Below are 22,847 nucleotides of genomic sequence, written 5' to 3'. Positions count from 1 at the left end.
CAAGCTCAGGATCATTGTCGTGGTGGGTGCCATCGCCGTCGGGCCGTGCCTTGAGACCGCACCCGCACGGCCGACATCACCGCGGTGTGGAAGCGGGTGGAAAACGACATAACCAGGCGTCTAGCCAGGATTCCCCGCGGATCCGGCGGCCTGGTTTGCTCTTGCGCTCCTGATCATATCGCCGAGCAAACCGATGATCATTCCGAGGCCGCATACCAGGAACGCCCAACCGTACGCGCGGCGCGGGATCCATTCGTCGAACGTGATCGCCAGTCCGCTCACGATGACGCAGCCAGCAAGCAGCCAGCCCAAGACACGGCCTGAGATACTCCTACGGCGCCCTGCCAGCAGGAACGCGAGGACGACGGCTTCGACCAGTCCAGGCCAGGCCATCCGCACGTAGTCCCAGCCCCCGCCGAGGGAGACGTGCGTGGCCTCCTCAAGGACGGACAGCAACTGATCGACAACCATGCCCACCAGGGAGACCGGGAAAGCCAGCAGCAGCATCAGCACTCCCCCATACATCGAATCGCCGAGATAACCGCCGACGGTCAGCCACGTGAGGACGGCTACGGCTGCCGCATAGGACAAGGCCGTGAGGAGTGCGAGCGGGCGGGCCGTCCCGGCGATGGTCCGGATCAATGAAAGGCCTTCCGCATTGGGGGTCATTAGTGACCGGGTGGGGCTGATCTAGCCGTACATAATCACGCAAAATACACCACCCGACGGGACGCCACATCACGTTCATTCCTCACGCGGGAAGCTGAGGATGGCATCAGCCATCGGTAGTTCCGGGTGGCCAGAGCAGAGTGGGTCTAGTCGCCAACGGAGAGCAGCATGTCAAGACGCTCAACGGGCGTATCCCAGTTGAGCGTCTTTCGTGGTCTGGCGTTCAATTCGGCAGCGACGGCGGCCAGGTCCTCGCGGGTGTGGACGGACAGGTCTGTGCCCTTGGGGAAGAACTGGCGCAGCAGGCCGTTCGTGTTCTCGTTGGAGCCGCGCTGCCAGGGGCTGGCCGGGTCGCAGAAGTAGACGGGCATGTCGGCAGCGACGGAGAACTCGTGGTGGCGTCCCATCTCGCTGCCCTGGTCCCAGGTGAGGGAACGCCGGAGATGGGCCGGTAGCGTCGCGATGGTCTCCAGCAGGGCATCACGCATGCCAACCGCGCTGTGATCGTGTGGCAGGTGAACCAGCATGACGTAGCGCGTCGTCCGCTCGACCAGGGTTCCGATGGCGGACAGCTGGTTCTTGCCAATGATCAAATCCCCCTCCCAGTGGCCGGGAACGGCACGGTCGTCGGCCTCGGCGGGGCGCTCGCTGAGCATGACCATGGGCGCGCTGTAGCGGGGCTGGCGCTTGTTGGCGAGGCGGTGAGGTTTGCGCATGGCGCGGCCGGTACGCAGAGCCTTGGTCAGCTCGCGGCGCAGCTCGCCGCGGCCCTGGACGTAGAGCGCCTGGTAGATGGTCTCGTGGCACACATGCATCTCCGGCCGGTCAGGGAAGCTCCTGCGCAGGCTCTGGGAGATCTGCTCGGGACTCCAGCGTTTATGCAGGTGGTCCTGAATGTATGCCCGCAGCTCGGGGCTCTGGCCGATCTTGCCCGGCTTGGGGCGCGGCCGTCGGGCGTCCGCGCGGGCCTGCGCCGCGTATGGCCGATAGTCGCCGCTGGTCGGGTGGCCGTTGCGGCGGACCTCTCTGCTGATTGTGGAAGCGCTCCGTCCGAGCGTGACGGCGATGGACCGGATAGACGCGCCCTCGCGCACCAGGTCGGCGATGGTGAGGCGCTCCTCCTGGGATAAGTAGCGGGAACGCGAAGAGGCCTCGGCCGCCGGCACACGACGCGCTGGCTGCCGAGGCCTCTTCTTTCGTCCTTCCGGTCTTCCGTTTCGCCACTCCTGCCCGGTTCGCCGGTTGATGCCGACGATGCGACACGCTTCTTTACTGCTCACGCCCTGCTGCACGAGAGCAAGGTAGTGCTCTCGCTCCTTGGTCAGCTTCTTGCGTCCCTGAGGAGATCGAATCTCCCGGATCTCGAAGTCCATCGCATCCCTCGAGGTGGGGTGTTGCGACGACCACTAGAACGGAAGAGTGAGGTGGCGGGGCTTTCTTTGGTGGTCGTCACCAGCGCGAGCAGGCGGTCGATGAGGCCTTCGTCCTCAGGGGACTGCTCGCTGGCCCAGCCGATCGCGTTGGCCAGCCGGAGGAGGTCCGTGATGTCCATCCCCTCGGGTGCGGAGCCGGCGCGGCGGGCGTGGTCGAGCAGCGCGGCGCCGGCGGCGGTGATCTCCTCGTGGCAGGCCGCCAGGGCACCGTCGGCGGGCCATGAGGCCAACTGCGTCGCGACCAGTCCGCGCATGGCCGTCGCGTGTACGGCCACCGCCCGCAGCCACGCCCTCAACGCCCCGTCCGCCGACGCCCCGGAAATCGCGGACGACTCGGAGAGCAGGGTCCGCCCCCGGGCGCAGAGTGCCGCCACGTCGTCTCTGATCACTGCCACCAGCAGGTCTTGCAGCGTAGGGAAATGCCGGTAGAGGGTGCCCGGCCCTACCTCGGCCTGTTGCGCCACCTGGTTGAGCGAGGCGTCGGGGCCGTGCTCGGTGAAGACGGCCCTGGCCACTCGTACGATCCGCTCGCGGTTGCGCAGCGCGTCGGCCCGCATCATCAGATGGCTCCCTGGTTGCTAAGTGGAGAGGTTCTCCCTATCGTATCGAACCGGAGAGATTCTCCGTTAAAGGGAGCTGAACACTTGAAGATCGGAATCGCCGTCGGCGACGTACGCGGTCCCGCGACGCTGGAGGAGCTGAGCGAGCAGGTCAGGACCGCCGCCGAGCTCGGCTACAGCACCGCCTGGGCAAGCCAGGCGCTCGGCTGGGACGCGCTCACCGCGCTGACCGCCGTGGGCGGGCGGGTGCCGGGCATCGCGCTCGGTACGGCCGTCGTCCCGGTGCCGCAGCGCCATCCGCTGGTGCTGGCCGGTCAGGCGCTCAGCGTTCAGGCCGCCACGGGCAACCGTCTCACGCTCGGCATCGGCGCGGGGATCGCGATGATGGTCGAGTCGATGTACGGCCTGCCCGCCGACAAGCCCGTACGGCGGATGCGCGAATACCTGTCGGTGCTGAGACCTCTGCTACGCGGCGAAACCGTGGCGCACCACGGCGAACTGCTCACCGCCTCGGGCGCGGCCGCCGTGCCCGGCGCGGAGCCGCCTCAGGTGCTGCTGGCGGCGATGGGTCCGGCCATGCTGTCGCTGGCAGGAGAGCTCGCCGATGGCGTGGTGACGTGGATGACCGGCCCGCGCACGCTGGCCGGCCATATCGTGCCGTCCGTCACCAAGGCGGCCGAGTCCGCCGGACGCCCCGCGCCCCGGGTGATCGCCGGGCTGGTGGTGTGCGTGACGGGCGACGAGGCCGGGGTGCGTGGACGCGTCGCGGAGCAGTTCGCGCTGGCGGGTCAGGTGCCGGAGTATCGAGCGATGCTCGACCGTGAGGGCGTGGCCGGACCGCAGGACGTGGTCATCGTGGGCGACGAGGCGGCCGTGGCCGTGCAGATCGGCAGGCTGGCGGACGCGGGCGTCACGGAGTACCTCGCCGCTCCGTTCGGCACTCCTGAGGAGCAGCACCGCACCATCCAAGCGGCAGCCGCCCTCGCCACCTAGGACGACCGACCGGTGTGTACGCGCTCAGTTGATGCAGAACTCGTTGCCCTCCGGGTCGAGCAGGGTGATCGCGTAATAGTCGGGCAGGCCCTCCACCACGAGCACCTTGGACAGCGTCGCTCCCAGCCCGACCAGCCGCTCGGCCTCGGCGTCGAGTTGGGCCCGGCGGACCTCCACCGGCCGGTCCCCGGAGGTGACGGACAGGTCGAGGTGGAGGCGGTTTTTGAGCACCTTGCCCTCGGGCACCTTCTGGAACCACAGCCGCGGGCCCACCCCGGCCGGATCGATGACCGAGTCGTAGCCGCCGTCGCCCGTCAGCTCCTCCTCGGGCAGCCCCCGGGCGCGCCAGTAGTCCTGCCAGGTGGCGAAGCCCTGCGGGGGCTCCTCCAGCTGATAGCGGAGCGCCTCGGCCCAGAACCGGGCCAGCTTGTCGGGGTCGGCGCAGTCGAACGTCACCTGTACTTTCACGGCCATGCCCGCCATGTTGCCCGGCCGGTACGACATAAACGGGCCTCGGCAGGCCGGTCCAGAGACGGTCCTCGGCAGGCTGGACCGGAAGCGGGGCTCCGCCGGTCCGGACGCAGACCGACGGAGCCCGGCGCCAAGTCCCATGGGGCCGCCCGGACGCTTGACTCCCGGGTGGTCCGTCGCACGACGGTTTCGACCCCTGTGACGGTCCGTGGTGGCTGGGGTCTTTGGGAGGGGGACCCCCTTCGGGGGAGGGGCGCAAGACGGTCCGTCATGGCTCGGGTTCTTGAGAGGGGAACCCCCTTGGGGATCAGTCCTCCCGCGACGCGGGCACGATCGGCTCAGTGCGGCGCCGTGTCATCAGCTTCCTGAACAGCGGCGCGACCAGCGCCGCCAGGGCGAGCAGCAGCAGGATCACCGCGATAGGGCTGCGCACCAGCGTCGTCACGTCGCCCGCGCCGATGGCCAGCGCCCGGCGTAGCTGGATCTCCGCCATCGGGCCCAGGATCAGGCCGATGACCGCCGGGGCGACCGGCAGGCCGAAGCGCCGCATCGCGTACCCCAGCAGGCCCAGCAGGAAGAGCGCGACCAGGTCCACCACCGAGCCGTTCAGCGCGTACACGCCGAGCGCCGCGAACAGCACGATCCCCGCGTACAGATACGGCCGGGGGATGCGCAGCACGCGCGCCCACAGCGGCGCCAGCGGCAGGTTCAGTACCAGGAGCATGGTGTTGCCGATGAACAGCGACGCGATCATGCCCCACACCAGGGCCGGGTTGTGGTCGAACAGCTGCGGACCGGGCTGCAGGCCGTACTGCTGGAAGGCGGCCAGCAGGATCGCGGCCGTCGCGGACGTGGGCAGGCCCAGCGTCAGCAGTGGCACCAGGGTCCCGGCGGCCGAGGCGTTGTTGGCCGCCTCGGGCCCGGCGACGCCCTCGATGGCGCCCTTGCCGAACTCCTCCTTGGCCACGCCGCGCGCCAGCCGCTTCTCGGCCGCGTACGACAGGAAGGTCGGGATCTCCGCGCCGCCGCCGGGCAGCGCGCCGAACGGGAAGCCGAACGCGGTGCCGCGCAGCCAGGGCAGCCACGAGCGGCGCCAGTCGGTACGCCCCATCCAGGCCCGCCCGACCGGTACCACCTCGGGCAGCGAGTGGCGTAGCCGCGAGGCCACGTACAGGGCCTCGCCCAGCGCGAACAGACCGACGGCCACGACCACCACGTCCACGCCGTCGAGCAGCTGGTCCAGGCCGAGCGTGAGCCGCGCCTGGCCGGTCTGCTGGTCGATGCCGATCAGCCCGATCACCAGGCCGAACCCGAGGGAGGCCAGCCCGCGTACGACCGAGCGCGACAGCACCGACGACACCGCGGTGAAGGCCAGGATCGCCAGCGCGAAGTAGTCCTCGGGCCCGAACGAGATGGCGAAGCTCACCACCGCGGGGGCCGCCACGACCAGCAGCGCGGTCGCGATCGTGCCCGCCACGAACGAACCGATGGCCGCCGTGGCCAGCGCCTGCGCCGCCCGCCCGCGCCGGGCCATCTTGTTGCCCTCCAGCGCGGTGATCATCGAGGACGACTCACCGGGGGTGTTGAGCAGGATGGAGGTGGTCGAGCCGCCGTACATGCCGCCGTAGTAGATCCCGGCGAACATGATGAACGCGCTGGTCGGCGGCACGGTGAAGGTGATGGGCAGGAGCAGCGCCACGGTCATGGCGGGTCCGATGCCGGGCAGTACGCCGACGAGGGTGCCGAGGGTGACGCCGATGAGCGCGTACATGAGGTTGACCGGCGTCAGCGCCCCGGCGAACCCGTCGAGCAGCAGCTGGAACGAATCCACCTAGATCACCCCCCGCAGCAGCCCACCCGGCAGCGACACGCCCAGGCCCTTGACGAACAGCAGGTACGTGGCGATCCCCAGGGCCACCCCGACGCCCGCCGCGCGCAGCTTGTGCTCCGCGCCGAGCACCACCGAGAGGCCGAAGAACAGCAGGCTCGCGGCGATGATCCAGCCGAGCACGTTCAGCACCGCGGTGAACGCCAGGAAGATCCCGCTCACCAGCCCGACGCTGCGCCAGTCGGCGGGGGCGTCCACGTCGACGTCCTCGCTCTCCTCGGGGTCGCCGCTGCCGCCCCTGAGCACGTCGGCCACGTAGAACAGGCCGATGGCGATCATGGAGCAGCCCACCAGCATCGGGAAGAACCGCGGCCCGATGCCGAGCTGCGAGGCGGCGGCGGACACGTCGAGCGTCCCGAGCACGACGAACACGCCGAGCGCCAGCACGATGACGGCCAACCCCAGCTCGGGCCGCCATCGCCGGCGCTGCTTCTGACCAGTGTTATCAGAGGACATCAGGAGACGACACCCAGCTCGGCGATGATGGCCTTGACCTTGGTCTGCTCGGCGTTGAGGTAGTCGGCGAACTGCTGACCGGTCTGGAAGGAGTCGATCCAGCCGTTCTTGGCCACCGCGTCCTTCCACACCTGCGAGTCGTGCATCTTGGTCACCTGGTCGGTCAGCGACTTCTTGGCCGCCTCGTCGAGCCCGCCGGGCGCCACGAAGCCGCGCCAGTTGGTCAGCTCCACGTTCAGCCCGGCCTCCTTGAGCGTGGGCGCGTCGAGGTCGGGCAGCCGCTGGGCCGAGGTCACGGCCAGCGCGCGCAGCTTGCCGGACTTCACGTGCTCGGCGAACTCACTGACACCCGAGATGCCCGCGCTCACCTTGTTGCCGAGCAGCTCGTTCAGCGCCTCGCCGCCGCCCGAGTGGGCGATGTAGTTGACCTGCTTCGGGTCCACACCCGCGGCCTTGGCCATCAGCCCGGCCGCGATGTGGTCGGTGCCGCCGGCCGAGCCGCCCGAGATGGACACCTTCTTCGGGTCGGCCTTCCAGGCGGCGACCAGGTCGGCCACCGACTTGAACGGGGAGGCCGCCGGGACCACGATGATCTCGTACTCCTCGGTCAGCTTGGCGATCGGCGTCGTCTGGGCCAGCGTGACCTTGGACTTGTTCTGCTCGATCGCGCCCACCATGACCAGGCCCATGGTCATCAGCAGGTTGCCGTTGCCCTTCTCGCCCGCCAGCTGGGCCAGGCCGATGGTGCCGCCCGCGCCGGGCACGTTGAACACCTCGACCTTGCGCTTCGGGTCGACGGACTTGAGCGCCTGCTCGGCCGTACGGGAGGTCTGGTCCCAGCCGCCGCCCGGTGAGGCGGGAGCCATGATGCGCAGCGCGCCCGTGCCTCCGCCGTCGGAACCGGAGCCGGCGCCGCAGCCGGACACCGCGGCGACGGAGAGCGCCGCGACGGCGGCGAGTATGCGGAGACGCATGATCACTCCAAAGGGGGGATTTCACGTTACGGAATACTGGATGGTGAAGTCCGTTGCCGATGGAGTCGACCCTTTTCACGATAGCCGTCATATAGGTCGTATTGGTCGCAACCCCCCTCGCAACCCCCCTGTGACCTCGGCATGTTTCCATGGTGCGGTGAGACGGGTACGTGACGCCTCCCTCGGAACCCAGCTGTTCGTGCTCCAGATGGTCATCGTGCTGCTGGCCGTCGGAGGCACCGGAGGCGTGTGGGCCGAGCACACACGCGCGCAACTGGACTCGCTGCACCAGCAGCGGGCGCTGGCGATCGCCCAGTCCGTGGCGGGCCTGCCTCAGGTCCGGGCCGCGTTCAATGTCAAGGATCCGCAAAACGTGCTGCAGCCGCTCGCGCTGAGCGTGCAGCAGTCGACCGGCGCCGACTACGTGGTCATCGCCAACCGCGAGCAGACGCGGTACGCCCATCCCAACGCCGCGCTGATCGGCAAGCGGCTGTCCACCGACGGCACCACGGTGCTGAACACCGGCAAGAGCTGGGTCGGCACCGAAACCGGCACGATCGGCACCACGGTCAGGGGCAAGGCGCCGATCTTCGACGAGTACGGCGACGTCATCGGCCTGGTCTCCGTCGGCGTCCTCCAGACCACGGTCACCGGCCAGCTGGCCGGCGCGCTGCCGCCGCTGATATGGACCGCGCTGGCCGTGCTGCTGTCCGGGCTCGCGGCCGCGGCCCTGATCACCGCGCGGGTGCGCCGGCAGACGTTCGGCCTGGAGCCGCGCGAGATCGCCGCGCTGCTGGAGCAGCGCGAGGGCGTGCTGCACGGGGTCAAGGAGGGCGTGCTCGCGCTCGACCTCGCGGGCCGCGTGACGCTGGTCAACGACTCCGCCCGCGAGCTGCTCGGCGAGGTGGGCGAGGACCTCACCCAGATGCCGGTCTCCGAGCGGATGCGCGACGTGCTCGGCGGCGCCGACCCGGGGGAGGACCGGATCGTGCTGCACGGCGAGCGAGTGCTGGTACTCAACCGCACGCCGATCTCCGTACGCGGCCAGCACCGCGGCTGGGTGGTCACCCTCAGGGATCGCACCGAGCTCGTCCGGCTGGCCCGCGAGCTGGACGACACCAGCAGCGCCACCGGGGCGCTCAGGGCTCAGGCGCACGAGTTCGCCAACCGCATGCACACCGTCGTCGGCCTGCTCGAACTGGGCGAGCACGAGGCCGCGATCGGTTTCATCACCAGCACCACCCGCGGCACGTACATCACCGACCTGCGCGAACGTGTCCAGTGCCCGACGCTGGCCGCGCTGCTGCTCGCCAAGTCGGCGGAGGCGGCCGAGCGCGGCGTCCTGCTGGTCCTGTCCGAGGACTCCGCCGTGGAGAAGGGCGCGCTCGGCGACCCGCAGGACGCGGTCCTGGTGGTCGGCAACCTGGTGGCCAACGCGCTCGACGCGCTCGACGGGGCCACGGGCACGATCGAGGTGTCGGTGCTGACCGACGCCGACGGCCTGCACGTCCGGGTCGGCGACTCCGGCCCCGGTATCGCTCCAGACCTGGTCGAAGAGGTGTTCAGGGAGGGGTTCACCACCAAGGCCGCCCATTCGGGGCCACGCGGGCTCGGCCTGGCGCTGACCCGGCAGGCGTGCCTGCGCCGAGGCGGCTGGGTGAAGGTGGGCAACGCGGACGGCGCGGTCTTCACCGCCCTGCTCCCGGCGCCGGTTCGCGAGCGGGTGCGATGAGCGAGATCCGGGTGCTGGTCGTGGACGACGACTTCATGGTGGCGCGCATCCACAGCGGCTACGTGGCGCGGGTGCCCGGCTTCCGGGTGGTGGGCGCCGCGCACACCGGGGCCGCCGCGCTGGCCATGGCCGCCGAGCTGCGGCCGGACCTCGTCCTGCTCGACATCTACCTACCCGACATGTCGGGACTTGAGGTGCTCAAGGCGCTGCAGGACGTGGACGTCCTCATGATCAGCGCCGCCCGCGACGTGTCCACGGTCAGGGAGGCGATGCGCGGCGGCGCGGTCAACTATTTGATCAAGCCGTTCACGGCCGCCGCGCTGACCGAGCGGCTCCAGCAGTACGTCGACACCCGCAAGCAGCTCACCGCCATCGGCGTGGAGGCCCGCCAGGACGACGTCGACCGGCTCTTCGGCACGCAGCCCGTCGCGGCGCCGCTGCCCAAGGGCCTGTCGTCGGCGACGTGCGCGCTGGTCGCCGACACCCTCCGGGACTGCGGCCGCGACCTGTCAGCGGCCGAGGCCGCCTCGCTCGCGGGGCTGTCCCGCGTCAGTGCCCGCCGTTACCTCGAATACCTCTGCGTCGCCGGGCATGCCGAACTCAGGCCCCGGTACGGTACGGCCGGCCGCCCCGAACATCGCTACCGGTGGCTAGGTTGACACACTTCCGTAGTCATTTCTCGTGACATATCCCAATGCGCGTGCCTTACTGTTGCCTGAGGATGTGGCTGCGGAGCGGGAGGAGATTGAGGCGTGCGTAACGCCGGACCGATCGAATCGCCGACCGACCCTTTCGCTTCAGTGCCTCTGCCCATGTCAGGCGGTAGCAAGAAGCCACGGGTCGAGGGCTTGCCCCCGGGAGTTTCCCGTGACATCTTCGGGCCGCCCAATCAGCCGGAGCCCCGGCCGGCGACTCCCAGCGTTGCGAACGGGTCCAACGGGCAGAACGGCACGAACGGCCAGAACGGCAGTGGTGCTCTGCCGCCGGTGGCGCCGCCGCCCCAGCCGTGGCCGGTGAACGAGGGGCGCTGGCAGGAACCGCCCGCCCCCGTGTTCGGCGTTTCCGCCTCCGAGCGGCTGCCCGCCTTCATCGACCCCGAGCCGCCCCGCCGCCGTCGCCTCCTGCCCGCGCTGGTGCTGCTCGTGGTGATCCTGGCCGTGCTGGCGTACCTGGTCCCGGCCGTACTCATGTCGGGGTCCGTACTGCGGGGCACGCGCGTGGCCGGTGTGGACATCGGCGGGCTCACCGTGACGCAGGCGGCGGACAAGCTCCGCACCGAGCTCGCGGCCAAGATGAACAAGCCCGTGGTCGTCGACATCGCCGGGCGCAAGGAGACCATCCAGGCCGACGAGGCCGGCCTGGAGCTCGACGTGGTGAGCACGATCGGGCAGGCGCCCAGTGGCTTCCCCGGCCCGGTCGAGGTGTGGAAGGGGCTGACCGGCACCACCGAGCTCCAGCCGAAGATGACCATCGACGCCTCCCAGCTGTCCAGGACCGTCGAGGGCCTGGCGGAGTCCTACGACAAGAAGCCGCGCGACGGCCGGGTGGCCTTCAAGAACGGGCAGCCGGTCTCGTCGGAGCCGCGCGACGGCGTGGTGATCGATCGGCCCGACGCCGTCCGCGTGATCACCGAGGCCTTCCTGCGCGGCCGCGACTCCGCCGTTCTCACGCTCAGGCCGGCCAAGCCCAACACCACGCCGACCGCGCTCAAGCAGGCCGAGGCCGCCGCCAAGCGGGCGGTCGCCGCTCCCCTGACGCTCAAGCTCGGCGCCAAGCAGGCCCAGCTGCTCCCGGCCGTGATCGCCGCCAACCTGACCTTCGTCTCCGACGACGACGGCGGGCTGGTCCCGCAGTTCAACGCCGCGGCGGCGCTCACCTCGGTGGAGAGCAAGCTCGTGGACGCGGCGCAGGCGCCGCAGGACGCCACCTACCAGATCGTCAACGGCAAGCCGGTGCTGGTCCCCGCCCACCGCGGCAGGGGGATCGACGCCAAGCAGCTGGCCCGCGACGTGGCCAAGGTGGTCAGCGGCAACGGCGCGCGGATCATCCCCGTGACCCTGTCGGTGGTCCCGCCGAAGGTGACCACCGAAGAGGTGACGGGGCTCGGCATCAAGACGAACATCGCCGAGTTCACCACGACCTTCGACTGCTGCCTGCCCCGCGTGACGAACATCCAGCGGATGGCGGCCCAGGTGGACGGCCACCTGGTGAAGCCGGGGGAGACGTTCTCGCTCAACGACGTCGTGGGCGAGCGGACCGTCGAGGGCGGCTACGTCCAGGCGGGGCAGATCGTCGGCGGCCGGATGGTGCCCATCATCGGCGGCGGCGTCTCGCAGTTCGCCACCACGATGTACAACGCGGCCTTCTTCGGCGGTTTCGACGACGTCTCGCACACGCCGATGGACTACCACGCCGCCCGCTACCCGGCCGGTCGCGACGCCGCCCTGCTGTACCCGGACCTGGATCTCAAGTGGCGCAACGACTCCGACTACGGCGTGCTGATCAAGACGGTGTCGACCGGGACCTCGGTCTCCGTGCAGCTGTGGAGCACCAAGCGGTACGACAAGATCGAGGCCGTCGAGTCGGAGAAGCGGGACTTCACCCCATTCCGTCGCGAGACCAGCTCCGCCCCCGGGTGCATGGCCACGGTCGGGGAGCAGGGCTTCACGATCGACGTGACCCGCGTGTTCTTCAAGGACGGCAAGGAAGTCAAGCGGGACAAGAAGCTGACGACGAAGTACCGGCCGCAGGCGCAGACCACGTGCGCCACCAGCAACTAGCGCGGGTGGCCGCAAACCCCCCGGGTGGTTCGTGACACGTTCGTCGTGGCTGGTGTCCTGGAGGGATACCCCCTTCGGGGGAGAGGATGAAAGCCGTCCTTCGGGGGAGGGATGAAGGCGGTCCGTCGGGGCTAGGGGCGGCTCGGGTTCACGGACAGGATGCGGTCGTCGCCGTCCCTGGGGTCGCCGCGGCCGTCCTTGTTGCTGGTGGACAGCCACAGCGTGCCGTCGGGGGCCGTGGCCAGGCCGCGGAGCCGGCCGTACGTGCCGGTGAAGTGCGCGACCGGCGTGCCGGGCGAGCCGTCCCGGCCGAGCGGGATCTGCCACAGGCGCTCCCCGCGCAGCGCGGCCACCCAGAGCGAGCCGGCCGCGTAGGCCGCGCCGGACGGTGAGGCCTCCGACGTGGGCCAGGTGATGATCGGGTTGACGAACCTCGGGTCGTCGGCCTTGCCCTCCACCTCGGGCCAGCCGTAGTTGGCGCCCGGCTTGATGAGGTTGACCTCGTCGAAGGCGTTCTGGCCGAACTCCGAGGCGTACAGCCGGCCCGCCGGGTCCCAGGCCAAACCCTGGACGTTGCGGTGGCCGAGGCTGTAGACGAGCGTGCCGAACGGGTTGCCGGGGGCGGGGGCGCCGTCCACCGTCATACGAAGGATCTTGCCGCCGAGCGAGTCACGCCGCTGGGCGAGCTGCCGGTCCCCGGTCTCGCCCGTGGTGGCGTACAGGAAGCCGTCGGGACCGAACGCCAGCCGGCCGCCGTTGTGGATGGCGCCCTTGGGGATGCCCCGCAGGATGACTCTCGGGTCGGACACGGTGTCACCGGTGAACCGGTAACGGACGATCCGGTTGTCGTCGGCGGCGGTGAAGTAGACGAAGACCTGATTCCCCTTGACCGCCACGCCCATCAGCCCGCCCTCGCCGTCGGGGGTGACCCCGGCGATGCGGCCCAGCTCGGTGACCTTGCCCGCCGGCGTCGCGCGCAGCAGCCTGGCTGTGTCGCGCTCGGTCACCAGCGCGTCGCCGCCGGGGACGAAGGCGATCCCCCACGGCACCGCCAGATCGCGCGCCACCGTCTTCGGCGCACCGGGTGGCGGCGCGGCGGCGACGGCCACGTCCGGCACCGCCCCTCCGGCACTGGAGCAGGCGGTCAGCACGGCGAGCAGCATCAAGGTCATGAGCTTTCCCATGTGTTCCATACTTACTCCCTGGCCGTAAGGTTCTCGGCATGAAGATCTGGGTCCCGTCTGATGCCGTTGCCGGGGTTTTGACCGATCTGCCCGGTGTGGAATGCGACGTTTATGACGGTACGGGGCCAATTCCCGAGGGCATCGGCCAGGTGGAGGTGTGGATCCCGCCGCTGGTCACCGTTCCGGATGTGCCGGGCCTGCTGGCCGCGATGACCTCGCTGCGCCTCGTACAGACCGTGAGCGCGGGCGTGGAACCGTACCGGCCCCACATGCCGGACGGCGCGGTGCTGTGCAACGCGCGCGGAGTGCACGACGCCGGGACCGCCGAGTGGGCGGTCGGCGCGATGATCGCGGTGCTGCGGGAGTTCCCGGGGTTCGTCGACGCGCAGCGCCAGGGGGAGTGGACCTACCACCACACGGACGTGCTGGCCGACTCCACCGTGCTGATCGTGGGCTACGGCTCCATCGGCGCGGCGCTGGAGCGGCGGCTCGGCGGCTTCGAGGTCGAGGTCGTCCGGGTGGCCAGGAGCGCGCGTGACGGCGTGCACCCCCTCGACGAGCTGCCGGCCCTGCTGCCGGCCGCCGACGTCGTGGTGCTGCTCGTGCCCGCCACGCCGGAGACCGCCGGGATGGTCGACGCCGGGTTCCTGGCCCGGATGAAGGACGGCGCGGTGCTGGTCAACGCGGCGCGCGGCGGCGTCGTCGACACCGACGCCCTGGTCGCGGAGCTGAAGACCGGCCGGCTGCGCGCGGCCCTGGACGTGACCGCCCCCGAACCCCTGCCGGCGGGCCATCCCCTGTGGAGCGCTCCCGGCCTGCTGATCACTCCGCACATCGCGGGCAGCACCCCCGCGTCCGGGCGGCGCATGCTGCGCCTGATGCGCTCTCAGCTCCTCCGCTACCTGTCCGGTGAGCAGCTGAACAACGTCATCACCGACACATATTGAGAGGATTCCGGAACGTGGCTGGTCCGTGACCTTCGGTGCGTACGGTTGCCTCTAACTGAGGGTTCCTGACTCGCTGTCAAGTGAATCTTCGGGGCAATTGGTCTGTGTGGTTATCAGATCGGTGACGACATCGTCGTTGTCACCACCCGCAAACCCGCAAACGCACACACTGGCGATGTGATCGACCGGACTTCGGCGATCACTGGACAGTGTTCGAGACGGGATGGGCTAACGACTGTGATCCGCTGGCGTGATCCACGGGCACCGCTGACCGCCGCGGCGGCGTTCGGTGCGGCGGGGTTCGCGGCTGCGCTCCTTGCGGGCGGCCCGGCTCTGCTCACCGGCGCGATCGCCGGACTCCTCGCGGCGCTGCTCGCCGCGGTCTCCCTGCTGGTCGCCTCGGTCAAACTGGACGAGCACCGCTCGACCGCGATGGGCGCCCGCTGGATGGGCAGCGGCGCCATCGTCTGGGCCGCCGGAGTCGGAGTGCGTCCGATCGCCGACACCTCCAGCGTCGCGGTCAGCTTCGCTGACCTGCTCGTGCTGCTCGGCGTGGTGCTCACCGCGGGCGGCGTCCTCATCGCGGCCCGGCGCAGGCTGCCCGCCACCGTGGTGCTGCGCCACGTCACCGGCGCCTACCTGTGCGCCGCCTCGCTCTTCGTGATCGCCTGGGTGGTGGCGCTGCGGCAGGTCTACGCGGAAGCCGCCGACCCGGCGATGTTCACCTTCGCCATGCTGCCGCCGATGATCGCGCTGCTGGTGACCTGTGCCGTGATCCCCTCCGTGATCACCAGCAGGACCGCGGCCTGGCCGCTCGGGCTCGCGGGCACCGGCGTGCTCGCCACCACCACGGTCGCCGGGGTGGCGGCCGCGACCGCGCGCCTCACCGGCGGTGTGCCGCCGACGTGGAGCATCATGATCGCGCCCGTGGCGTTCCTGCTCCTGGCCGCCGTGCCCTGGGGGCCGCGCCCCGCCGAGCCGCAGGCCCGCGCGAGCGGCAGCGGCATCGGCAACCTGATCGCGACGGTGCCGATGGTGCTGGTCGCCGTCGCGACCTGCACGCTGCTCGTGCACCTGGTGGGTGGCCAGCCGCAGACACCGGTCACCGGTGTCGTGGTGCTCATCGCCTCGGTGGTCCTGCTCCTGGTCGTCCGGCTGTTCGTGCTCGCCGCCGCCAACATCCGGCTGCGCAGGAAGGTCTCGCTCGGCGACCGGCAGCTCAGGGAGCTGGCCGAGAGCACCGGCGACGTGGTGTTCATCTGCGACTACGACGGCCTCATGTACGAGATCGGCGCCGGGATGCAGGTGACGTACGGCTACCGCCCCGAAGATCTCGTCGGCGGATCGATCTTCGACTACATCCACCCCGAAGACGTCCCCGGCATCCAGGCCGCGCTGAGCGCGATGGGCCTCGACGACGAGGGTGCCACGTCCGGCGCCTGCCTGATCGCCTGCCGTGTACGCGCGGCCGACGGCACCTGGCGGCCCACCGAGTCCGTCGCCACCCGCCACGTGGGCGGCGAGGACCAGCTGCTGGTGACCACCCGGGACGTGAGCGACGAGGAGGCCCTGCGCAACCAGGTGGCCCACCTGACCTTCCACGACGGCGTCACCGGGCTGCCCAACCGCTCCTACTTCGAGGAGCGCACGCGCGAGGTGCTGTCCGGCCGGATGTCCGGCCACGTGGCGGTGATCTTCCTCGACCTCGACGGGTTCACCTCGGTCAACGACTCCGTCGGCCATGCCAGCGGCGACTACCTGCTCGGGCAGGCCGCGCGCAGGCTGCGCGGGGCCGTACGCCTCGACGACACGCTCGCCCGCTGGGGCGGCGACGAGTTCGCGGTGCTGCTGGAGACCGGCGGCGAGGCGCAACAGGCGGTCGACCTGGCCGAGCGGTTGGTCAGGGCGGTCTCGCAGGAGCCGTTCCGGGTGGCCGACCGCGACGTGGCGCTGACCGCGAGCGTGGGTGTGGCCTTCGCCGAGGACGACATGCCCTCCGGCGATCTCATCCGCAACGCCGACGTGGCCATGGCCAGGGCCAAGGAGCTGGGCGGGCGCCGGGTGGAGGTGTTCGCCGCCCAGATGCACGCCGACGTGGTGCGCAGGCTGGAGCTGGCGGCCGACCTGCAGCGGGCGCTGATCGAGCACCAGTTCGCCATCGAATACCAGCCGGTCGTCGACCTGGCCACCTCCCGAGTGACCGCGGTGGAGGCGCTGGTGCGGTGGTGGCGTGGCTCGGAGTTCGTCCCACCGGACCAGTTCCTCGGCCCGGCCGAGGACACCGGCCTGATCGTGCCGCTGGGCGAGTGGATCCTGCACGAGGCGTGCCGCGAGGTGGCCGCCTGGCGGGCCTCCTCCTGGGACATCGGGCTGTCGCTCAACCTGTCGGCCCGCCAGATCACCGCGCCGCGCTTCGTCGAGACGGTCGAGGAGGCGCTCGCCGAGAGCGGGCTGCCCGCCTCCGCCCTCACCCTTGAGGTGATCGAGGAGATGCTCGTCGAGGACGCCGAGGAGACGGTCAAGCGGCTGTCCGAGCTGCGCGCCCTGGGCGTACGGCTGGCCATCGACGACTTCGGCACCGGCTACGCCTCGCTGGCGTTCCTCCGGCAGCTCCCGGTCGACATGATCAAGATCGACCCGTCGTTCGTGTCCGGGCTGGGCCGCGACGAGACCCTGACCCTGCTCACCCGCACGATCGTCCGGCTCGGCCACGACCTGGGCCTCATCGTGGTGGCCGAGGGCATCGAACGCCCCGAGCAGCTCGAACTCCTGCGGGAGATGGGCTGCACAAGGGGCCAGGGTTTCCTGGTGGCACGCCCGATGGCGGCTCGCGGAGTGGACTCGCTGATGAGGACCAGTCTCACGGTTTGAGACATCTGTCCCAAGAAGTTGACATCAGGGCCTCCACAGGGGCTAAGGTGTGGCCATGCTTCGCAGTGAGATCCTCGTAGTACTTCGCCGGCGCGCAGGCCGATAGCGAAGCACTACAGCCTGCGCGCCGCCCCACTCCCACCCTCGGGTGGATGGGGCATTTTTTATGTCCTTAAGGTGTAGCCACGCAAGGAACGAGCCGATGACCGAACGGATGACAGGTGCACAGGCCCTGGTCAGGGCGCTGGAGCACGTGGGAGTCGACACTGTGTTCGGGATCCCCGGCGGCGCCATCCTGCCCGCCTACGATCCCCTGTACGACTCGACCAAGGTCCGGCACGTGCTCGTACGGCACGAGCAGGGCGCGGGCCACGCGGCCGAGGGATACGCGCAGGCCACCGGCAGGGTCGGGGTCTGCATGGCGACCAGCGGCCCGGGCGCGACGAACCTGGTCACGCCCATCGCCGACGCCTACATGGACTCGGTGCCGATCGTGGCGATCACCGGCCAGGTGGCCAGCGCGGCGATCGGCACGGACGCCTTCCAGGAAGCCGACATCTCCGGCATCACCATGCCGATCACCAAGCACAACTTCCTGGTCACCGACGCGCTGGACATCCCCCGCACGATCATGGAGGCCTTCCACATCGCCTCCACGGGCCGTCCCGGTCCGGTGCTGGTCGACATCTCCAAGGACGCGTTGCAGGCCGACACCACCTTCAGCTGGCCGCCGACCATGCAGCTGCCCGGCTACCGGCCGGTGACCAGGCCGCACTCCAAGCAGATCCGCGAGGCCGCGAAGCTGATCGCCGAGGCCAGGCGCCCGGTGCTCTACGTGGGCGGCGGCGTGCACAAGGCGGGCGCCTCGCCCGAACTCCTCAGGCTGGCCGAGCTCGCCAACATCCCGGTCGTCACCACGCTGATGGCGCGCGGAACGTTCCCCGACAGCCATCCCCAGCACATGGGCATGCCGGGCATGCACGGCAGCGTCACGGCCGTCGGCGCGCTGCAGAAGGCCGATCTGCTCATCGGCCTGGGCGTGCGCTTCGACGACCGGGTGACCGGCCAGCTGTCGACGTTCGCGCCGCACGCGAAGGTCGTCCACGCCGACATCGACCCGGCGGAGATCTCCAAGAACCGCCACGCCGACGTGCCGATCGTGGGCGACTGCAAGGAGGTCATCACCGACCTGATCGCCGCCGTCGAGGCCGGCGGCCGGCACGGTGACTACGCCGACTGGTGGAAGCTGCTCAACGGCATGAAGGAGACCTACCCGCTCGGCTACGAGGAGTTCGAGGACGGGTCGCTGGCTCCCCAGTACGTCATGGAGCGGCTCAGCGCCATCGCCGGGCCCGACACCTACTACGTGGCGGGCGTGGGGCAGCACCAGATGTGGGCCTCGCAGTTCATCGACTACGAGAACCCCGGCACCTTCATCAACTCCGGCGGCCTCGGCACGATGGGTTTCGCCGTGCCGGCCGCGATGGGCGCCAAGATGGGGCAGCCGGACAGCACCGTGTGGGCCATCGACGGCGACGGCTGCTTCCAGATGACCAACCAGGAGCTCGCCACCTGCGCCCTGGAGGGGGTGCCGATCAAGGTCGCGGTCATCAACAACGGTAACCTCGGCATGGTCCGCCAATGGCAGACGCTCTTCTACGACCAGCGCTACTCCAACACCAACCTCCAGTCGACGCGCCGCATCCCCGATTTCGTCAAGCTGGCGGAGGCATACGGTTGTGTCGGTCTGCGGTGCGAGCGGCCGGAAGACGTCGACGAGACCATCAAGAAGGCCATGGAGATCAACGACGTGCCCGTCGTGGTCGACTTCGTGGTCCACCAGGACGCGATGGTCTGGCCGATGGTCGCGGCGGGCACGAGCAACGACAGCATCAAGATCGCCCGTGACATGGCGCCGAAGTGGGAGAGCGAAGAATGAGCAGGCATACGCTTTCTGTGCTTGTCGAGAACAAGCCGGGCGTCCTCGCGCGGGTGTCCGCGCTGTTCAGCAGGCGCGGCTTCAACATCGACTCGCTGGCCGTCGGGCAGACCGAGCACGACGACATCTCACGCATGACCATCGTCGTGAGTGTCGAGGAGCTGCCGCTTGAGCAGGTCACCAAGCAGCTCAACAAGCTGGTGAACGTGCTCAAGATCGTCGAGCTCGACCCGACCCAGTCCGTGCAGCGCGAGCTCATGCTGGTCAAGGTCAAGGCCGACGCCGACAGCCGCTCGCACGTGCTGGAGCTCGTCCAGCTCTTTCGCGCCCGCTGCATCGACGTGGCGGCCGACGCCGTGACCATCGAGGTCACCGGCACTCCCGACAAGCTCGAGGCCTTCGTCAAGGTGCTCGAACCGTTCGGGATCAAGGAGCTCGTCCAATCGGGCATGGTGGCCATCGGCCGCGGCGCCCGTTCCATCACCGACCGGTCCCTCAGGGCACTGGACCGTACCGCCTGAAAGGTTTATGCAAGTGACCGAGATTTACTACGACGACCAGGCCGACCTCTCGATCATCCAGGGGCGTCACGTGGCCGTGCTGGGGTACGGCAGCCAAGGCCACGCCCACGCGCTCTCCCTGCGTGACTCGGGTGTCGACGTGCGCGTCGGCCTGCCTGAGGGCTCCAAGAGCCGGGAGAAGGCCGAGAACGACGGCCTGCGCGTCCTGACGCCTTCGGAGGCGGTGGAGGAGGCGAACCTCACGATGATCCTGGCGCCGGACCACATCCAGCGCCACCTGTACGCCGACCACGTCGCGCCGAATCTCGTCGAGGGCGACGCGCTGTTCTTCGGCCACGGCCTGAACATCCGCTACGGCCTCATCGAGGCCCCCGAGGGCGTCGACGTCTGCATGGTCGCCCCCAAGGGTCCCGGTCACCTGGTGCGGCGCCAGTTCGAAGCCGGGCGCGGCGTGCCGGTTCTCGTGGCGGTGGAGAAGGACGCCTCGGGCAAGGCGCTGGACCTGGCTCTGTCGTACGCCAAGGGCATCGGCGGCACCCGGGCCGGGGCGCTGCGCACCACGTTCACCGAGGAGACCGAGACCGACCTGTTCGGTGAGCAGGCCGTGCTGTGCGGCGGCGTGTCGGAGCTGATCAAGGCCGGGTTCGAGACCCTCATCGAGGCCGGCTACCAGCCCGAGGTCGCCTACTTCGAGTGCCTGCACGAGATGAAGCTCATCGTCGACCTCATGTACGAGGGCGGCATCTCCAAGATGTACTGGTCGGTCTCCGACACCGCCGAGTACGGCGGCTACACCCGCGGCCCGCGCGTCATCACCGACGAGACCCGCGCGGAGATGCGCCGCATCCTGGGCGAGATCCAGGACGGCACCTTCGCCCGGCAGCTGGTGGAGGAGTTCGACGGCGGCCAGAAGGAGTTCACGCGTCACCGCGAGGAGCTGGCCGAGAACCCGATCGAGAAGACCGGCGCCAAGCTGCGCCCGATGATGAGCTGGCTCAAGGCCTGACAAGCTCGCTTTCCGAGCCCGTGGCGCTGCGCGCCGCGGGCTCGGCCTGTGCTCGGCCGGAAGTCGCCGAGAAGAGTCGCTCTGGGTGCTGAAGTAACGTACCGGACCTTCCTTTCTGTCATGCGGGAGAGGTCGTCCGCAAGGGCGAGAGCTGCCGAGATTGACTAGATCACTTGATATGTCTTGCCGCTCACTCGGCTCGTTCACCCCTGGGATGATCTTCGTGCATTGCCGCAGTGGTGAAAGGGAGTCAAGAATGCGTGTACGTACTGCAATAGCGGGCGCGGGAATCGCCGTCATGGCGGTCGTCGGACTCGGCCTGCCCGCCCAAGCGGCCGACTGGGTGTCCTACGGGCAGTTCCCCACCAAGAAGAAGTGTGTCGACGCAGGCCAGCAGTATGTGCGTGAGAACTTCAACGCGTACAAGTGCACCGAGATACCCAGCGCCTGGGTCCTCTGGCTCAAGTAGGCCCGAGTGCCGGTCCCCTGCTCGCCGGGGACCGGCACTCGTTCACCGCCGGTCGGCAGGCAGGCGCCTGTCAGCGAGGCAGGCGCAGGTCACTAGGGTAGGCACATGTCGCCGCTCCGGACCCGCATGGCCGCTCGCGATCTGACAGAGCCGCATCGTGTCTCGAGCCCTCTTGAGCTGCTCTTCGATCTCACTTTCGTCGCCGCGGCGTCTCAGATCGTGGGCCGGCTCGCGCACGCCACCGAGCAGGGGCACGGTCTCGAAGCCGTCGGGCCCTTCCTCATGGTCTTCTTCGCCATCTGGTGGGCGTGGATGAACTTCACCTGGTTCGCCTCCGCGTACGACACCGACGACGTGCCGTACCGCGTCATGACGCTCCTGCAGATGGCCGGCGTGCTGGTGCTGGCGGCCGGGGTGCCCGCGGCGTTCGAGGGTGACTTCACCGTCGTGACGATCGGCTACCTCGTCATGCGCGTCGGGCTCGTCAGCCTGTGGCTGCGCGCCGCGGTCGCGCACCCCGAGGGGCGGGCGACGGCGCTGCGCTACGCGATCGGCATCACGTTCGTTCAGGTGCTCTGGGTGTCCAAGCTCGCGCTGCCGGGGGGCGGGCCGGTCTGGTTGTTCATCGCGTGCGCGCTCCTCGACCTCTCGGTGCCGCCGATCGCCGAGCGTACGGGCTCGACGAGCTGGCACCCGCACCACATCGCCGAGCGCTACGGGCTGTTCACCATCATCCTGCTCGGCGAGAGCGTGCTCGCGGCGACGAACGCGGTGCAGGGCTCGGTCGCCCACGGCTTGAGCGTCGGCCTCGTCGTCATCGCGATGGCCGGTCTCGTCATCCTTTTCGCGCTGTGGTGGATCTACTTCTCCGAGCCCGCCGGCGACGGGCTTGAAGAGCGACGGGAACACTCGTTCATCTGGGGATATGGGCACTATCTGATATTCGCGGCGCTTGCCGCGCTCGGTGCCGGGCTCGAGGTCGCGGTGGCGTCGGCGGGGGAGGGGGAGCATCACATCGCGGCGGGCGCGCAAGCGGTGGTGACCTCGGTCGCCATTCCGGTCGTCGTCATGCTCGTCCTGCTGTGGGTGCTGCATGCCCCGCTGGTGGGCAGGACCGTCGTGCGGCCGGGGGCGATCGGCGTGGCGACGCTGCTCATGGTGCTCACCGTCTTCGCCGCGCCCCGTGTGGGGGTGGCCGCGGGGCTCACCGTCATCGCCGCGGTGCTCGTACTCCTGCTCGTGACGACACTCGCGCGCGAGGGACGCCGCTCGCTTCCCGTGCCCCCGCCTTAGCGGATGGCCGGGCCGCCGCCGATGCCGCGCAGCAGGAGGGCGAGCCCGCCGTGGAACTCCTCGTCCGTGGTGACGTCGTGGGCGTGCCTGGCGGTCTCGGACAGGTAGGGGAGCTCGGCCCGGTCCGCGATGACCTGGGTGCCCGCGCCGGCCAGCGGTCCCAGCTGTTCGAGCTGGATCGCCCCCACCACGTACGCGAGCAGCGAGCGCAGCGCGATCACCCGCTCGCGGCCGTCCAGCCCGGCCTCGGCGAGGATGGCGGCCACCGGCTCTGACCAGCGCAGTATGGTCGCCGACCGGTGCCGATGGGCGATGATCAGCGGCACGAGCCACGGGTGGGAGCCCACGACGCCGCGCAGCCGCTCGACCATGATCTCGATCCGCTCGTGCCAGGGCCGGCCGCGGTCGGGCGGCATGGGGTCGACGGTGTCGAGGACGCGGTCGATGACGAGTTGTTCGAGCTCGCCGCGGTCTTCGACGTAGCGGTAGAGGCCCATGGTGCTCATGCCGATCTCCTGCGCGACCGCGCGCATCGACAGCCCGGCGAGTCCGTCGCGGTCGATGACGGCGAGGGCGGCCGTGGCCAGCTGGTCAGGAGTGAGTGAACGGGGTCGCGGCATGACAGTTGACAGCGTACGGCATACGCCTATCATCGTAAGCG

General features: G+C 69.7%; 20 protein-coding genes. 11 read left to right on the top strand and 9 right to left on the bottom strand.

Annotation, left to right across the window (positions count from 1 at the left end; all coding sequences use genetic code 11):
- Positions 1 to 120 precede the first annotated feature (120 nt).
- The 3 genes from LDL49_RS17300 to LDL49_RS17290 all read right to left on the bottom strand — a co-directional run bounded on the left by LDL49_RS17300 (position 121) and on the right by LDL49_RS17290 (position 2,662).
- The gene (locus LDL49_RS17300; RefSeq protein ID WP_225292086.1) at positions 121 to 669 is read right to left on the bottom strand and encodes a hypothetical protein; all 549 of its coding nucleotides are present in this window, start codon (positions 667 to 669) and stop codon (positions 121 to 123) included.
- Between the two features lie 146 nt (positions 670 to 815).
- Positions 816 to 2,042: an IS30 family transposase gene (locus tag LDL49_RS17295; protein WP_225292085.1), complete on the bottom strand. Its 1,227-nt coding sequence runs from the start codon at positions 2,040 to 2,042 to the stop codon at positions 816 to 818.
- Complete coding sequence (locus LDL49_RS17290) at positions 1,991 to 2,662, bottom strand: TetR/AcrR family transcriptional regulator (RefSeq protein WP_225292084.1); 672 nt, start codon at positions 2,660 to 2,662, stop codon at positions 1,991 to 1,993. The genes LDL49_RS17295 and LDL49_RS17290 overlap by 52 nt, the downstream gene beginning before the upstream one ends.
- A gap of 84 nt (positions 2,663 to 2,746) precedes the next feature.
- Between LDL49_RS17290 and LDL49_RS17285 the strand changes: the two genes are divergently transcribed.
- The gene (locus LDL49_RS17285; RefSeq protein WP_225292083.1) at positions 2,747 to 3,655 is read left to right on the top strand and encodes a TIGR03564 family F420-dependent LLM class oxidoreductase; all 909 of its coding nucleotides are present in this window, start codon (positions 2,747 to 2,749) and stop codon (positions 3,653 to 3,655) included.
- A gap of 24 nt (positions 3,656 to 3,679) precedes the next feature.
- Here LDL49_RS17285 and LDL49_RS17280 read toward each other — a convergent pair whose 3' ends face one another.
- The 4 genes from LDL49_RS17280 to LDL49_RS17265 all read right to left on the bottom strand — a co-directional run bounded on the left by LDL49_RS17280 (position 3,680) and on the right by LDL49_RS17265 (position 7,444).
- On the bottom strand, positions 3,680 to 4,129 hold the full coding sequence (locus LDL49_RS17280; protein WP_225292082.1) for a VOC family protein: 450 nt from the start codon (positions 4,127 to 4,129) through the stop codon (positions 3,680 to 3,682).
- Positions 4,130 to 4,433: 304 nt separating this feature from the next.
- On the bottom strand, positions 4,434 to 5,957 hold the full coding sequence (locus tag LDL49_RS17275) for a tripartite tricarboxylate transporter permease (protein WP_225292081.1): 1,524 nt from the start codon (positions 5,955 to 5,957) through the stop codon (positions 4,434 to 4,436).
- The gene (locus LDL49_RS17270) at positions 5,958 to 6,470 is read right to left on the bottom strand and encodes a tripartite tricarboxylate transporter TctB family protein (protein ID WP_225292080.1); all 513 of its coding nucleotides are present in this window, start codon (positions 6,468 to 6,470) and stop codon (positions 5,958 to 5,960) included.
- Positions 6,470 to 7,444, bottom strand: coding sequence for a Bug family tripartite tricarboxylate transporter substrate binding protein (locus LDL49_RS17265; RefSeq protein ID WP_225292079.1), 975 nt, complete (start codon positions 7,442 to 7,444; stop codon positions 6,470 to 6,472). Before LDL49_RS17265 ends, LDL49_RS17270 begins: the two co-directional genes overlap by 1 nt.
- A gap of 157 nt (positions 7,445 to 7,601) precedes the next feature.
- Between LDL49_RS17265 and LDL49_RS17260 the strand changes: the two genes are divergently transcribed.
- The 3 genes from LDL49_RS17260 to LDL49_RS17250 all read left to right on the top strand — a co-directional run bounded on the left by LDL49_RS17260 (position 7,602) and on the right by LDL49_RS17250 (position 11,956).
- A complete protein-coding gene (locus LDL49_RS17260) occupies positions 7,602 to 9,176 on the top strand; it encodes an ATP-binding protein (RefSeq protein WP_225292078.1) in 1,575 nt (524 codons plus the stop codon).
- On the top strand, positions 9,173 to 9,835 hold the full coding sequence (locus LDL49_RS17255) for a response regulator (protein WP_225292077.1): 663 nt from the start codon (positions 9,173 to 9,175) through the stop codon (positions 9,833 to 9,835). Before LDL49_RS17260 ends, LDL49_RS17255 begins: the two co-directional genes overlap by 4 nt.
- Positions 9,836 to 9,988: 153 nt before the next feature.
- Entirely contained in the window at positions 9,989 to 11,956 is a 1,968-nt protein-coding gene (locus LDL49_RS17250; RefSeq protein ID WP_225292076.1) for a VanW family protein, read from the top strand.
- Positions 11,957 to 12,087: 131 nt separating this feature from the next.
- On the opposite strand, the gene LDL49_RS17245 is transcribed toward LDL49_RS17250, so the two are convergent.
- Entirely contained in the window at positions 12,088 to 13,149 is a 1,062-nt protein-coding gene (locus LDL49_RS17245) for a PQQ-dependent sugar dehydrogenase (RefSeq protein WP_225292075.1), read from the bottom strand.
- Positions 13,150 to 13,178: 29 nt separating this feature from the next.
- On the opposite strand from LDL49_RS17245, the gene LDL49_RS17240 reads away from it, so the two are divergent.
- The 7 genes from LDL49_RS17240 (at position 13,179) to LDL49_RS17210 (ending at position 22,186) form a co-directional block, all read left to right on the top strand.
- Positions 13,179 to 14,087, top strand: coding sequence for a 2-hydroxyacid dehydrogenase (locus LDL49_RS17240; protein ID WP_225292074.1), 909 nt, complete (start codon positions 13,179 to 13,181; stop codon positions 14,085 to 14,087).
- A gap of 237 nt (positions 14,088 to 14,324) precedes the next feature.
- Positions 14,325 to 16,958 (top strand): putative bifunctional diguanylate cyclase/phosphodiesterase, encoded by a 2,634-nt coding sequence (locus tag LDL49_RS17235; protein ID WP_225292073.1) that lies wholly within the window; start codon positions 14,325 to 14,327, stop codon positions 16,956 to 16,958.
- Between the two features lie 202 nt (positions 16,959 to 17,160).
- Positions 17,161 to 18,897: an acetolactate synthase large subunit gene (locus tag LDL49_RS17230; RefSeq protein WP_263655142.1), complete on the top strand. Its 1,737-nt coding sequence runs from the start codon at positions 17,161 to 17,163 to the stop codon at positions 18,895 to 18,897.
- Positions 18,894 to 19,418, top strand: a complete 525-nt coding sequence (gene ilvN / locus LDL49_RS17225) for an acetolactate synthase small subunit (protein ID WP_225292071.1) — start codon at positions 18,894 to 18,896, stop codon at positions 19,416 to 19,418. The genes LDL49_RS17230 and ilvN overlap by 4 nt, the downstream gene beginning before the upstream one ends.
- 22 nt (positions 19,419 to 19,440) lie before the next feature.
- A complete protein-coding gene (ilvC, locus tag LDL49_RS17220; protein WP_225292253.1) occupies positions 19,441 to 20,424 on the top strand; it encodes a ketol-acid reductoisomerase in 984 nt (327 codons plus the stop codon).
- Between the two features lie 256 nt (positions 20,425 to 20,680).
- Positions 20,681 to 20,893 (top strand): hypothetical protein, encoded by a 213-nt coding sequence (locus LDL49_RS17215; protein WP_225292070.1) that lies wholly within the window; start codon positions 20,681 to 20,683, stop codon positions 20,891 to 20,893.
- Between the two features lie 105 nt (positions 20,894 to 20,998).
- Positions 20,999 to 22,186, top strand: coding sequence for a low temperature requirement protein A (locus LDL49_RS17210; RefSeq protein WP_225292069.1), 1,188 nt, complete (start codon positions 20,999 to 21,001; stop codon positions 22,184 to 22,186).
- On the opposite strand, the gene LDL49_RS17205 is transcribed toward LDL49_RS17210, so the two are convergent.
- Entirely contained in the window at positions 22,183 to 22,806 is a 624-nt protein-coding gene (locus tag LDL49_RS17205) for a TetR/AcrR family transcriptional regulator (RefSeq protein WP_225292068.1), read from the bottom strand. The two genes, LDL49_RS17210 and LDL49_RS17205, sit on opposite strands and share 4 nt — an antisense overlap.
- Between the last annotated feature and the right edge of the window lie 41 nt (positions 22,807 to 22,847).

Source organism: Nonomuraea aurantiaca (assembly GCF_020215705.1).
Classification (GTDB): domain Bacteria; phylum Actinomycetota; class Actinomycetes; order Streptosporangiales; family Streptosporangiaceae; genus Nonomuraea; species Nonomuraea aurantiaca.
The sequence above is the reverse complement of the archived record's forward strand: the minus strand, read 5'-3'. Positions and strand labels throughout refer to the sequence as shown.

What these genes read in the sequence shown, in the direction of transcription:
- LDL49_RS17205 (WP_225292068.1), bottom strand. Translation starts at nt 22,806, where the DNA reads ATGCCGCGACCCCGTTCACTCACTCCTGACCAGCTGGCCACGGCCGCC.
- LDL49_RS17265 (WP_225292079.1), bottom strand. Translation starts at nt 7,444, where the DNA reads ATGCGTCTCCGCATACTCGCCGCCGTCGCGGCGCTCTCCGTCGCCGCG.
- LDL49_RS17240 (WP_225292074.1), top strand. Translation starts at nt 13,179, where the DNA reads ATGAAGATCTGGGTCCCGTCTGATGCCGTTGCCGGGGTTTTGACCGAT.
- LDL49_RS17250 (WP_225292076.1), top strand. Translation starts at nt 9,989, where the DNA reads ATGTCAGGCGGTAGCAAGAAGCCACGGGTCGAGGGCTTGCCCCCGGGA.
- LDL49_RS17270 (WP_225292080.1), bottom strand. Translation starts at nt 6,470, where the DNA reads ATGTCCTCTGATAACACTGGTCAGAAGCAGCGCCGGCGATGGCGGCCC.
- LDL49_RS17230 (WP_263655142.1), top strand. Translation starts at nt 17,161, where the DNA reads ATGACCGAACGGATGACAGGTGCACAGGCCCTGGTCAGGGCGCTGGAG.
- ilvN (WP_225292071.1), top strand. Translation starts at nt 18,894, where the DNA reads ATGAGCAGGCATACGCTTTCTGTGCTTGTCGAGAACAAGCCGGGCGTC.
- LDL49_RS17300 (WP_225292086.1), bottom strand. Translation starts at nt 669, where the DNA reads ATGACCCCCAATGCGGAAGGCCTTTCATTGATCCGGACCATCGCCGGG.
- LDL49_RS17290 (WP_225292084.1), bottom strand. Translation starts at nt 2,662, where the DNA reads ATGATGCGGGCCGACGCGCTGCGCAACCGCGAGCGGATCGTACGAGTG.
- LDL49_RS17295 (WP_225292085.1), bottom strand. Translation starts at nt 2,042, where the DNA reads ATGGACTTCGAGATCCGGGAGATTCGATCTCCTCAGGGACGCAAGAAG.
- LDL49_RS17210 (WP_225292069.1), top strand. Translation starts at nt 20,999, where the DNA reads ATGTCGCCGCTCCGGACCCGCATGGCCGCTCGCGATCTGACAGAGCCG.
- LDL49_RS17280 (WP_225292082.1), bottom strand. Translation starts at nt 4,129, where the DNA reads ATGGCCGTGAAAGTACAGGTGACGTTCGACTGCGCCGACCCCGACAAG.
- LDL49_RS17255 (WP_225292077.1), top strand. Translation starts at nt 9,173, where the DNA reads ATGAGCGAGATCCGGGTGCTGGTCGTGGACGACGACTTCATGGTGGCG.
- LDL49_RS17215 (WP_225292070.1), top strand. Translation starts at nt 20,681, where the DNA reads ATGCGTGTACGTACTGCAATAGCGGGCGCGGGAATCGCCGTCATGGCG.
- LDL49_RS17245 (WP_225292075.1), bottom strand. Translation starts at nt 13,149, where the DNA reads ATGGAACACATGGGAAAGCTCATGACCTTGATGCTGCTCGCCGTGCTG.